10 protein-coding genes are annotated in these 12,792 nt (G+C 36.2%); 5 read left to right on the top strand and 5 right to left on the bottom strand.

Annotated elements, in window-relative coordinates:
- Window positions 1–105 precede the first annotated feature (105 nt).
- Window positions 106–462, top strand: coding sequence for a hypothetical protein (locus tag GXM17_RS07610; RefSeq protein ID WP_163398703.1), 357 nt, complete (start codon window positions 106–108; stop codon window positions 460–462).
- A 65-nt stretch (window positions 463–527) separates the two neighbouring features.
- Here the strand turns inward: GXM17_RS07610 and GXM17_RS07605 are convergent, their stop codons facing one another.
- The 5 genes from GXM17_RS07605 to GXM17_RS07585 all read right to left on the bottom strand — a co-directional run bounded on the left by GXM17_RS07605 (window position 528) and on the right by GXM17_RS07585 (window position 6,846).
- A complete protein-coding gene (locus GXM17_RS07605; protein ID WP_163398702.1) occupies window positions 528–1,946 on the bottom strand; it encodes a TolC family protein in 1,419 nt (472 codons plus the stop codon).
- Window positions 1,927–3,282, bottom strand: a complete 1,356-nt coding sequence (locus GXM17_RS07600; protein ID WP_163398701.1) for an HlyD family secretion protein — start codon at window positions 3,280–3,282, stop codon at window positions 1,927–1,929. Before GXM17_RS07600 ends, GXM17_RS07605 begins: the two co-directional genes overlap by 20 nt.
- Before the next feature lie 2 nt (window positions 3,283–3,284).
- Window positions 3,285–4,940: a peptidase domain-containing ABC transporter gene (locus GXM17_RS07595; RefSeq protein ID WP_163398700.1), complete on the bottom strand. Its 1,656-nt coding sequence runs from the start codon at window positions 4,938–4,940 to the stop codon at window positions 3,285–3,287.
- 104 nt (window positions 4,941–5,044) lie between these two features.
- On the bottom strand, window positions 5,045–5,449 hold the full coding sequence (locus GXM17_RS07590; protein ID WP_163398699.1) for a hypothetical protein: 405 nt from the start codon (window positions 5,447–5,449) through the stop codon (window positions 5,045–5,047).
- 170 nt (window positions 5,450–5,619) lie between these two features.
- Complete coding sequence (locus GXM17_RS07585; protein WP_163398698.1) at window positions 5,620–6,846, bottom strand: PQQ-dependent sugar dehydrogenase; 1,227 nt, start codon at window positions 6,844–6,846, stop codon at window positions 5,620–5,622.
- 303 nt (window positions 6,847–7,149) lie between these two features.
- Here GXM17_RS07585 and GXM17_RS07580 point away from each other — a divergent pair, with 303 nt between their 5' ends.
- The 4 genes from GXM17_RS07580 to GXM17_RS07565 are packed head-to-tail and all read left to right on the top strand — an operon-like array spanning window position 7,150 to window position 12,428.
- Window positions 7,150–8,658: an ankyrin repeat domain-containing protein gene (locus GXM17_RS07580; protein WP_163398697.1), complete on the top strand. Its 1,509-nt coding sequence runs from the start codon at window positions 7,150–7,152 to the stop codon at window positions 8,656–8,658.
- Window positions 8,659–8,717: 59 nt separating this feature from the next.
- Window positions 8,718–9,200, top strand: a complete 483-nt coding sequence (locus GXM17_RS07575) for a DUF2271 domain-containing protein (protein WP_163398696.1) — start codon at window positions 8,718–8,720, stop codon at window positions 9,198–9,200.
- A gap of 27 nt (window positions 9,201–9,227) precedes the next feature.
- A complete protein-coding gene (locus GXM17_RS07570) occupies window positions 9,228–11,411 on the top strand; it encodes a PepSY domain-containing protein (RefSeq protein ID WP_163398695.1) in 2,184 nt (727 codons plus the stop codon).
- 12 nt (window positions 11,412–11,423) lie between these two features.
- Complete coding sequence (locus GXM17_RS07565) at window positions 11,424–12,428, top strand: FAD:protein FMN transferase (protein WP_163398694.1); 1,005 nt, start codon at window positions 11,424–11,426, stop codon at window positions 12,426–12,428.
- Window positions 12,429–12,792: the final 364 nt, after the last annotated feature.

The raw sequence follows: 12,792 nt of genomic DNA, 5'->3' as shown, positions 1-12,792 counted from the left end.
AAATAGCACAACAAAAAAGACAAAAAAATAAATAAAAGTTCAATTGTGCACCTTACGTAAGTTAGGTTATATTTGTAGACTTTTTCTTTAAACCATATACAAAGAATGACAATACAAGATTTAGCTGGCACCTATTCTGTTTCAGGAAGCAATCAGGATGGTTCTGATGAAATGACATATCAGGGTGTATTAACGCTCTCCCTTGACGAAAACAACCGTATCAAAGCCAAATGGATTATTGGTAATCATGAACAAAAAGGTTCCGGATTTTTTAAAGATAATATTCTTGCAATCAATTTTAGTTATAAAGGAGAAGACAGAAAAACATACAAAGGGGTTGCCATTTACCGTTGTATTACAAAAGATATTCTGGAAGGATTTTGGTCTGAGAAACACGGAAACCCGCTCTATCTGGGAACAGAGCACTGTCACAGAACAACAACTTCTGAAAGGCTGAACTAAATCATTAGAATAAAAAACCACTTATTACCTGAATTAATAAGTGGCATGGAAAAGAAAAAAAAATATCAGTCAGGATTTGCCAGTATTTTAAACAATTCGGCATTTGAAATGTAAAACTGATTTTCGATACTGATTTGGGAAAGTTTGGCACTCACCAGATTATTTTCCCTTGAATTGATGAGAAATATAGAACTTTCGCCAAAAGAGAACAGTTTTTCTTCCGAATTCAGCATGGTCATGTAATCTTTTACCAGATTATCAATTACGCCTTTCTGCCTTTTCAAAGAAGCAATTTCGGTCTGCTGTGCCTTGATTTTATTTTTAAGTTCCAGTCGCTGCTGGTCAATATCATACTTTAAATCCTGAATCTTAAGTTTAGCCAGTTTTAAGCTTCCGCGTTCTTTTCTCAAAAAAATCGGAATACTGAAATCGACGTTAAATTTATAATCATCTGTATTGAAAGAATCAAAATAAGAAGGTTCTGAAAGGTAATTGTATCCTAAGTTTATCTTAGGAAGCAATGAATTCGCTTTTAATTGCCTTCCTACTTCAAGTATTGACATTTTGGTTTCCAGGGCCTGAATTTTCGGATGAGAATCCAGACCTTCAACATCGACCATCATAGCATCAGTTCTCAGGGTTTCTTCCAGGGTTTTTATCAGATTCTCTTCCGGTTTAACAGCGTCTCCTAATTCTACAGGGACATTTTCGATCCATAAATAATTTGACAGATATAATTTCGCTTTGGCTAATTTAAGATTTCCGTTTTCTACGTTCAATTCACGGTTGCGAACGGTAATTCCGGCTTCGACGCTGTCAATTGAAGGCGAATCTCCAAGTTCAATCAATTTTTTTACGCCCTGAAAACGAGCACTGGCGAAACCAAGATATCGTTTGTACAGCTCAGCTTCATTATAGCTTTTTCTCCACTCAAAATAGGCTTCGCTTGCTTTGTATAAAACTTCAATTGCTCTTAACTTTCGCTGTGCATCACTCAGTCTTACCTGCAGTTTCCCCTCCCTTACATCTGCCATTCGCTGGTTAATGAACATTCCCTGACCTAAGGCTACATTGATTCCCAGAGAAGTCAGTCCTGCTTCAGGAGTACGATTCTGCGGATTGTAATATTGTCCGTCAGTCTGGTCAAAACCTGCTTTGATTTCGATTCCGTACCAGGTTGGAATTTTAAAACTGCTGTTCAAAAGCGAATAATATTCGGTTCCCTTAAATTCTTTTTTATTATAATCAACTTCAATTTTAGGATCAAAACCCCCACGGGCAAGCATCAATGCAGCCTGGGCGCTACTAATCTCAAGATTTGCCTGCTTTACCAGCGGATGATACTTTTTTACGTATCCCAAAAACTCGCTGTAACTTAATTCTTCTTTATTAAAATCCTGACCGTATAAATTAGAAAAGCCGAATAAAAACAAGAGAGAAAACACCATTACAGCATATTTCAATTTATTTTTTGTCTTTGCCATCCTTTGCTTCTTTTTCGTCTGCTTTATAATAATTTGGAGGAAAACCATTTAGGTTACGCCATATTTCGTACCATACTGAAACAGTATCGAGTAAAGCAATACTCTGCGCTCCTGCTCCGATACTCAGTTCTTTTGGCCATTTATTATCCGGGCCGTCAGGAGATACAAGAATTCTGTATTTTCCGTTTGAGCTTATAAAATTTTCGATTGCCACCACTCTTCCGCCATACGTACCGTAAGACAATCCCGGCCATCCTGAAAACACAATTCTGGGCCATCCGTCAAACCATACACGGACTTTTGCACCGCGATGCACCAACGGCAGATCGATAGGTTCAACATAGGTTTCTACCGCAATATCATAACTTGATGGCATAATGCTTACAATTGGAGTTCCTTCTTTAATTGTTTCCCCTAAACCTGCCAGCAAAGCACGGTTCACATATCCGCTCTGAGGTGCTGTAATGTAGTATAAGCCATTTCTAAGACTATAATTTACATATTGATTCTGCAATTTGTTTACCTGCGCTTCTGTATCATATTGCGTACTTAAAGCGGTGTATTTATCACTTTTTGATTTCGAAATTTTTTCGGTGTACTCAGCAGTAATCCGGCTTATTTCTACTTTTGCATTTATCAGTTCATTTTTACTGCTCAGCAATTTATTTTCCTGCGTAATTACATACGCTTCCGATTCCTGTAGTTTTAGTCTTTTCTGTTCTACATCAGTAAGCGGTTTCAAACCTTCTTTATTGAGCGCTGTCGAACGGTCAAATTGTGTTTTTGCAATTCGGAGTTGTGTTTTTACCGCTACAAGATCTATACTGTCACTTTTTATTTTCAGTTTGGCCTGTCTGATTTTATTCTGTGCCTGCTGTAATTTTAATTCCTTTTCGGTATTAAGCGATTGCGCCTGTACCTCCAGGGAATTTACTTTGTCTCCATAGGATTCTACAGCCATTTTCTTGGCATCGACCTGTTGTTTTGTGTTCCCAACAAGATTGGGATCCAGATAGTCTTCTTTTACTTCAGAAATAAAAACAATCGTATCCCCTTTTTTCACATAATCACCTTCCTGAACATACCATTTTTCAATCCTGCCTGCAATGGCATTATGAACAGTTTGTGGTCTCTGATCCGGTTTTAGTGTAGTTACTGAACCACTTCCGGAGATGTTTTGTGTCCATGGCAGAAAAAGGCAGGCTACACAAAAAATCAAAAATCCTATTATGACCCTGTTTAAAATTTTATAATGTGGTCTTCGGGCAACGCTGGTGATAGATTTATATTTGCCCGGAGTTATCAGTACATTATTATCTTTAGATATATTGAGCATGATTAAAGCTTTATGTCATTAATAATTTTTCCGTCATCGATCGTTATCATACGGTTACACTTGTTCTTCCAGATATCGTTTTTAGAAGTTACAATTACTGTCCAGTCATTTTCTTCAGAAAGCAGAAAATCGATAATTTTCCCGGAAGTCAGTTCATCCATTTTATCAACAGGATCTTCAAGAAATAATATATTAGGTTTATGAACAATACTACGGGCCAAAAGAATCTTCTGGATATCTGAAGCCGAAAGTTCATTACCTCCGGGATGTACCTGATGTTCCAGTCCGTTCGGGAATGTTTTGAGATCCGGTGTCAGGCAAACATTATCCAAAGCCCACTTAAGATCATCATTATTTAGTGTTTCGTTTCCAAAAAGGATATTCTCTCTAATGGTCCCTGCAAAAAGCGTATCTCCCTGCAAAAAAGTTCCCGCCTGTGCTCTGTAGGTATCTTCGCTAAGACGATTCATATAATTATCTGTAACGTACATCGCGCCGCTTTCCGGTTCGAGCAATCCCGACAATAAACGTAATAAAGTACTTTTTCCGGCACCGTTTGTTCCTCTTAAAATTATTTTCTCACCCTGGCTTATTTTCAGATTGACATTTTTAAGCGATTTTTTATTGTGATCCGGATAATTATAACTTACGCTTTCTGTTTCAATATTAATTCCGCTTTCAGTGATCGCAGATGTCTCCGGAATACAAGACGTTTCCATATCGGTTACTTGTCCGATTTTTTCCAAAGAAGTTAGTACATCATAAAAAGACTCAAGTCCGAAAATAATTTTTTCAACCGAATTGATCAGTAAAACGATTACAATTTCTGCTGCTACAAACTGCCCGATGTTCATTTGATGGTGAATTACCAGAAAACCACCAATAGACAATAAGGCAGCTGTAACAATAACTTTAAAAACAGTAAGCTGAATGTATTGTTTTTTCATTACCTGAAAATGCTTTTCACGATAATTCACATACTTGCTTACATAGTCATCATTTCTTTCGAGTGCATATTCAAAACCTCCTTTTTTTCGGAAACTATCACGATTACGTGCAATTTCCTGAAGCCAGGCAGCTACTTTATACTTAAATTTTGATTCGTTAAGACTCGTTTCAAGTCCGTCTTTGTATGAAAACTTAAAAATGATATATAAAATGATGATAAACAATAGACCAATTACAGTAAAGAAAGAATGGTACAAAACCAATAATATGATTCCGAGGCCCACTTGTAAAAAAGCAGTACAGAAATCGAGTAAAAGCTTTGCCGTGCCTTTTTGTACCGTCAAAGTATCGAAAAAACGGTTCGCTTTTTCCGGAGCATATTCAGAATACATTTCCTTGAATTTGATCAAAGGCATTTTGTAGGCAAATTCAAATGAAGAACGCACAAAAATTCGCTGTTGCAGGTTTTCTACTATCCGAAGCTGTAAGATAGTCAGGATTCCGCCAAAGCCAACTCCTATTGTAACCAAAATTACAAGGATAATCCAGGAAACACTTAGCTGTCCGCTCTGAATAAAATTAATAATCGCCTGAATACCTAAAGGCAGTGAAAGATTTACCAATCCCGCAAAAGCAGCATAAAAAATGATTTGATATACATCGCGTTTGTCAAGATGAAGTAAATTGTAAAAACGTTTTAATGGTGTCATGAATTTATATATAAATACAAAATTAACAGATAGATACTAATGTACGACAAAAAGCGTATCAAGGATATAGGAATTTCTCCTACTCCAAAAAAAGAGATAAGTATTTATACTATAAATTCGGGAGGCGGTAAATGAATTTTACCATGAAAACCAAATGAGAATATTTGATTATCAATATAGTTCTTTCTTTTTGTACTAATTTTAAAGTACAAAACAGACAATGAAGTATTTAATGGAACAAGATAATCTAAGGAAGGAATTCCTTTTGCAATTTTAGTAGTTTTCGTTTCTTTTGTTTCGTAATCATCAAGCTCTTCCGGAATGCCGTCACATTTGAATATCTTTTTAAGAAAATTACAGGTCATGCCTTTAACGGTACTAGTTTCGGCATTATCAGCTATGATGCGCCCAAAACTATTTGATATGTTGATGCTGCTGATTAGAAAGTACCCGATAAGCAACGCCTGAAGGCATTTACATAAGATACTATTTTTAATTCTGCTCAACATTTTCTTTTTCTTAAAGAGGCGCAAGTTAGAACGAAATTTTATGGCCAACATTAAAATAACATTAGAATTGATATCTGTTCTGTTATTTTTTTCTTAATAAGATTAAAAAAAATAGCCGGAAGATAATCCTACGGCTATTACTATTTCAGCTAAATGTTTATTTGAAATTCTTATTTCTTATCAATCTTGTAGAGCTTTCCTCCATCAGTGACAGCATATAAAGCACCGTCATTTCCCTGGGTAATATCCCTAAAGCGCTGCCCTTCACTCACAAGAAGTCTTTCTTCACCGATAACACGATTATTTTCAATTGCGAGTCTTACGATATGCTGACCACTTAGTGCTCCTATGAAAAGATTGTTGTTCCACTCCGGAACTCTGTTACCCGAATAAAAAGTCATCCCACTTGGAGAAATGACCGGATCCCAGTAATAGACCGGCTGTTCCATACCATCCTTTTTTTGAATTCCATCTCCAATAGCCGGTCCTTCATATTCAATTCCGTAAGTTATGATTGGCCATCCGTAATTTTTACCAGCCTGCAGACGATTTATCTCGTCTCCTCCACGTGGTCCGTGTTCGCTAAGCCAAATCTCTCCCGTCTGAGGATGAATTGCAAGTCCCTGTGGATTTCTGTGTCCGTATGTAAACAATTCCGGCAGTGCTCCTCCCTGAGTAAAAACAGGGTTTCCTGTTGCAGCAACTCCATCTTTGGTTATTTTGATAACTTTACCCAAACTTCCAACAAGTGATTGCGCTAATGGTCTCGTTTCAAGAACTGAACGTTCGCCAGTACTTATTACAAGGTTTCCCGATTTATCAAATAAAATACGCCCTCCATAATGCTTCGTACTGGGATGTGCAGGCGTGGTACGATAAATTATGGTTGCGCCTTCTATTTTTGTCTCATCATTCGACAATTTTCCTTTAGCAACTGCTGTAAGATTTCCTCCACCAGTAGCTTCAGAAAACACCCAATATACCATTCTGTTAGAAGTAAAATCAGGATCCAGGCATAAGCCTAATAAACCTCCCTGATCTAATGAATTAACTGCCGGCAAGCCAGTGATTTTAGCACTTACTTCTCCGTTTACTTTAACTATACGCATATTACCAGCCTTTTCTGTAATCAAAAGTCTGCCATCCGGAAGAGACTTAACCCCCCAGGGACTTGCAAGTGTTGAAGTAATAACTTTTGCTTCATATGCAGTATTAGTTTGTAAACCACCGATACGGGTTTGTCCTTCGAATGCAGGCTTATAAGTCGTGTTCGGCGAATTATTTTCTACCGGATCAGTCGGAGTACCTGGATCATTCGTGTTCTTATCATCATTTGAGCAGCTAATTAATGTTAGCATTGCTATAGAAAAACTTAGAATTGGTTTTATATTTTTCATTGTATAACAGAATTAAATTTGAAAATCAAAAATCTAAAAATCTGATTACAAAAAATTATACTATTTATATTATGGTTTATATAATTATACGAAAGTTTCACTCTCATTGATTTGTAAAAAACGTTTAAGTCCTCAGTTTTAAAAAAATAAAAATAGATTGTTATTGTATTATTTATTTTTATATTTGCCTTATTTTTATTTATTCTAAATAATTAAAAAAACAGCAAATTTTAAACCTTTTGAGTTATAAAGCATCTAATGTTCATTTTAGATAACTTTTTGCCCAAACTTATTTACAATTTTATGAAAAATAATTTACTTGTTTCTTTTGCTTTAACGGTTACCTTATTCGTAAATGCCCAGCAAAAAAATACTTTATTAGACCAGTCTTTCTGGAAAACCACTCCTAATGTTGAAACTGTAAAGGCCGAAATTGCAAAAGGCAACAGCCCTTCTGCATCAACGGCAAATGCTTTTGATGTTGTGGTCATGGCAATCAATAATGATGCTCCCACAGAAACTATAAAATTCTTATTGGAACAACCAGGCAATGAAGTAAACAAGCCGACACACGACAACCGAATCTATCTTCACTGGGCTTCAGGTAAAGGGAATGCTGAAATCGTAAAATATCTTATAGCCAAAGGATCAGATGTTAATTTAGAAGACAGCCACGGCTCATTTCCTATAACGGCAGCGGCCAGCAGCGGCCAAAGCAATCCTGAAATTTATGATGCTTTTTTTAAAGCCGGAATAGATCCTAAGAAAAAATACCAAAATGGTGCTAACTTATTATTGTTAGCCATTTCATCTGACAAAGAATTAAAAGCTGCCGAATATTTTACTACCAAAGGAATGTCCCTGAAAGATGTAGATAACGATGGGAATACCGCTTTTACATACGCCGCCAGATCCGGAAATATAGCATTAATGAAAAAAATTCTTGAAAAAGGGGTTAAACCAAACGATAACGCACTTTTTACTGCTGCTCAGGGAAGCCGCAGGGAGAGCACTACAATAGAAACGTATAAATATCTGGTTGAGGAAGTAAAAATTAAACCAACTGCATTAAATAAATCAGGACAAAATGTTTTGCATCTTTTGGCAGGTAAACCAAACCAGACAGAAATCATCAAATATTTTATCAGCAAAGGAGTTGACCCAAATAAAGCAGACAAAGAAGGAAATACTCCATTAATGGCTGCTGCATCTGCCAGAGAAACTTCTGCTTTGGAACTTTTGCTTTCTACATCAAAAAACGTAAACCTTCAAAATTTAAAAGGCGAGTCTGCCCTGACAAATGCTGTGAGATATGGATCTCCCGATGCAGTAAATTTACTTTTAGTTAAAGGTGCCGATGTAAATGTAAAAGACAAAGACGGTAACAATTTAGGTGTTTATCTTATTCAGTCGTACCGTCCGCAAATGATGGGGCGAGGTCAGGAAGGAGTCAGTGGAAAACAAGATCCTTTTGGATCTAAGATAAAATTATTACAGGATAAAGGGTTGAACTTAGCCACTCCTCAAAATGACGGAAACACGTTGTACCATATCGCCATCATCAAAAATGATTTAAACTTACTGAAAAAAATTGCTGATTTAAACATCGACATCAATGCCAAAAACAAAGATGGTTTAACAGTTCTGCATAAAGCAGCAATGGTTGCCAAAGATGATACTATATTAAAATATCTTATTTCTGCCGGTGCCAAAAAAGAAGTAACAACTGAGTTCGATGAAAGTGTTTATGCTTTAGCAAAAGAAAATGAATCGCTTACAAAAAGTAATATTTCTGTTGAATTTTTAAAATAAATATTAAAAACTTTCAATTTCTAAATTCCAAATTCCAATAAAAAACAAATCAATTTCAAATGAGATCTATTATTAAAACTGCTCTTACGGGCGCCCTTATATGCCTTGTTTCTTTTACTATAAATGCACAGTCATCAAAATACAAATGCATGCTGCAGATGTCCAACTACATGGGAGAGGGAGCTTATGTGGTAGTATCACTAATAAATGCTAAAGGAGAATATGAAAAAACGCTTTATGTAATGGGTGATGACAAAAAGTGGTACAGTTCTTTGAAAGAATGGAACAAATTTCATTCTAAAAAAACAGAAGACATCAGTGCCAAAACCGGCGCATCTGTTACTGGGGGTGACAGAAGCATCACTACAATTGAAATTGATAATTCTAAAATAAACAAAGGTTACAAATTGCGTTTTGAGTCGGCTGTTGAAGATCAGAAATATTACGTAAATGATCTTGAAATTCCGCTTACAACTGAAGGACTTGCTGCAAAAACAGAGGGCAAAGGATACATCAGATACGTAAGACTAAACAAAATATAATCCGATTACATTTTTAGAATACACGCAATGACTCTTTCTTTCTGGCGTTACGCACACCTGGCCTTAGCCTTATTTTCTTCTGTTTTTTTAATTTTAGCTTCGGTAACCGGGATCATTCTGGCGGTCGATGCGGCTCAGGAAAAAGCATTGCCGTACAAAGCAGCCAATTTTAATCAGATAACTTTAGGCGAAACACTTCCTGTACTAAAAAAAGCGTACCCGGAAATTACAGAGCTGAATATCGATTATAATCAGTTTGTAACCTTGCAGGCAATCGACGAAAATGGAGATGACATCAATGCTTATATTGATCCGAAAACCGGTAAAGTATTAGGTTCACCTGAGAAAAAAAGTGAATTTATTCAATGGATTACAGGGTTTCACCGCTCTTTGTTTCTTCATGAAGCAGGGCGATTTTTTGTGGGTGTAATCTCTTTTTGTTTAGTATTAATATCAATTTCGGGTTTCGTACTTGTCTTAAAAAGACAACGCGGCATCCGAAATTTCTTTTCTAAGGTAATTAAGGAATATTTTGCCCAGTACTACCATGTAGTTTTAGGAAGGCTGGCCTTAATTCCAATTTTGATTATTGCTCTTACCGGAACTTATTTGTCACTCGAAAGGTTCAACTTTTTTATGGGTGATAAAAAAGCAAAGCCAATAAAAACGGAACTTTCGGCGGAAGCCAAAAAAACTTCCATATTCAAAAACACATTTCTTTCTGATGTAAAAAAAATAGAATTCCCCTTCACGGATGATCCTGAAGAATATTACATCATCGAATTAAAAGACCGCGAAATTGAAGTAAACCAGATTACAGGAGCTGTTGTTTCAGAAAAACGTTCTCCTGTTACCATTCGGTTGTCTGCATTAAGTCTTGATCTTCATACGGGAAGAATTCATGGGGTTTGGGCTATTATTCTAGCTTTAGCCTGTATCAATATTCTTTTCTTTATTTATTCGGGATTTGCAATCACTTTAAAAAGACGTTCAAGCCGTATTAAAAATAAATTCAAAGCTCACGAGAGCAATATCATTCTTTTAGTTGGTTCTGAAAACGGAAGCACATTCAGGTTTGCCAATGCAATTCTGAAACAATTAACAGATCAGGGGCACAAAGCTTTTATATCCGAATTAAACCGGTTTTGTGTTTATCCGAAAGCAGAGCATATTATTGTCTTTTCTTCGACGCATGGATTAGGAGATGCTCCTTCAAACGGAACTCAGTTTAAATCTCTTTTGCACAAGCAGCATCAACAACAGAAAATCAATTTTTCTGTTGTAGGTTTTGGTTCAGAATCGTACCCCGATTTTTGCCGATTTGCAATTGAAATTGATGAGCATTTAGAAACTCAAAACTGGGCTGAACGTTTTCTGGAACTACAGACTGTTAATGATAAATCGGCTGTTGAGTTTGTTAACTGGGTGAAATTGTGGAGCAAGAAAACCGGCATTACATTAGCTACTACTCCTTCTTTGTACAATCATGTTCCAAAAGGACTGCAAAAACTGATGGTTTTAGACAAAACAGCTATTTCTGAAACTGAGCATACTTTTATCATAACCTTGCGTGCCAGTATGCGCGCAAAATTCACTTCCGGAGATTTAGTGGCTATTTATCCTGCTAATGATTCACGCGAACGCCTCTACTCTATCGGAAATCATTCGGGAAACATACAATTGGTTGTAAAACTGCATCCACACGGATTAGGTTCGGGATTTTTAAATAATCTTGAAGCCGGAAATACGTTTAAAGCCCGAATCATAAACAACAAAGCTTTTCATTTTCCTGCCAAAGCTCCAAAAGTAGCCCTGATTTCGAACGGAACGGGAATTGCTCCTTTTCTTGGGATGATTGAGCAAAACAAGAAGAAAACAGAAACCCATTTATACAGTGGCTTCAGAATGGAAACCGAAACCGTTTCAGGTTATAAAAAGTTTTCAGACGAAATGATTCAGAAGCAAAAGCTTACGAGTTTTCATCTGGCACTTTCACGTGAGGCCGAACATATTTATGTGATGGATTTGATAAAACGTGACGCGTCTTTTTTTGTTGATTTATTACAGCAGGGCGGTGTTATCATGATTTGTGGTTCTCTTGCTATGCAAAAAGATGTCGAAGCAGTTCTGAACGAAATATGTTTGGCAAACAGCATCAAAAATCTTTATGATTATAAGAAAAACGGACAATTATTAACCGATTGTTATTAATATTTTTATATCATGAAGTCATCTCTCTATAAAATTTTATTTCTCTTTATAATTCTGTATAGTTTTTCCCTACATTCTCAGGTGTTGCGCAAAAGAACGACTTTGTTAATGGGTGGACGTTTTGACATTAGCATAGTTGCCAATGATTCTCTTATTGCAGAACAAAATATTAATGAAGTAATAGCAGAAATCAGCCGGATTGAAAGCCTGATTTCAGACTGGAAACCGGACTCACAGGTTTCTGAGGTGAATCAAAATGCGGGAATTAAACCCGTAAAAGTAGATCGTGAAGTTTTTGAACTGACGCAAAGAGCCATTCGGTTCTCTGAAATTACTAATGGCGGTTTTGACATCAGTTTTGCTGCCTTAGACCGTGTTTGGAAATTTGACGGCTCGATGACCGAAATGCCTTCAGCGGAAGCCATAAAAAAATCGGTAGCCAAAGTGGGTTATAAAAATATTGTGTTAGATAGTGTAAACTCAACCATTTTCCTGAAATTAAAAGGAATGAAAATTGGTTTTGGCGCTTTGGGAGAGGGATACGCAGCCGATAAATGCCGAAGCATGATGCTGGCAAAGGGTATAAAAGCCGGAATCATAAACGGATCCGGAGATATGAGCACCTGGGGAAAACAGCCCAATGGACAAGACTGGAAAATCGGAATTACGAATCCGTTTAAGCCTGAAAAACTTTTGGCTGTTGTTCCTTTGAATGAGGGTGCTGTAACCACATCAGGCAATTATGAAAAATATGTTGTTTTTAACGGCAAACGATATTCTCACATAATAAATCCTGCAACCGGCTATCCTGCAACTGGTTTATGCAGTGTTACTGTTTTTGGTGCCAATGCCGAAACTGCCAACGGATTAAGTACTTCGATAATGGTTTTAGGAAAGGATGATGGCTTGCTTTTACTTCAAAAATTCCCTGAATACAGCTGTTTGATGATTACAGATAATGGAAAAGTAATTAAATCTAAAAATTTTAAGATTTCTAAACTCAAAGCTAAATTGTAATTATAGATTTTTATAAATTATAACTCGTTGGGTGAAATAGAATAAAATAGCTTTATTCAAGTATTAAATCTAATTTGATCTGCAAAAATCCTTTAAAATCTGCGTGAAATACTTTTGGAGTATTAATTTTTTAAGCAGATTTACACAGATTAAAGCAGATTTAGACAGATTTATATCTAAGCTGATGCGATAGAATTGAAAAAAAATAATTTCACCCAACGGGTAATTATAATACTTATCTAGTTGAATTAATTCACCTTATGTATTTGTTTAAAAAACAATTCTTATAATTAATTCAAGTTGCTAGTTGGGATAGCATAAAAAAACAAAGCAGAGGTTAAGTAAATTTGTTTTGCGAACCAAT

Origin of the sequence: Flavobacterium fluviatile (assembly GCF_010645065.1) — a bacterium.
Taxonomy (GTDB): Bacteria; Bacteroidota; Bacteroidia; order Flavobacteriales; family Flavobacteriaceae; genus Flavobacterium; species Flavobacterium fluviatile.
This window is presented reverse-complemented; position numbering and strand designations above follow the sequence as displayed.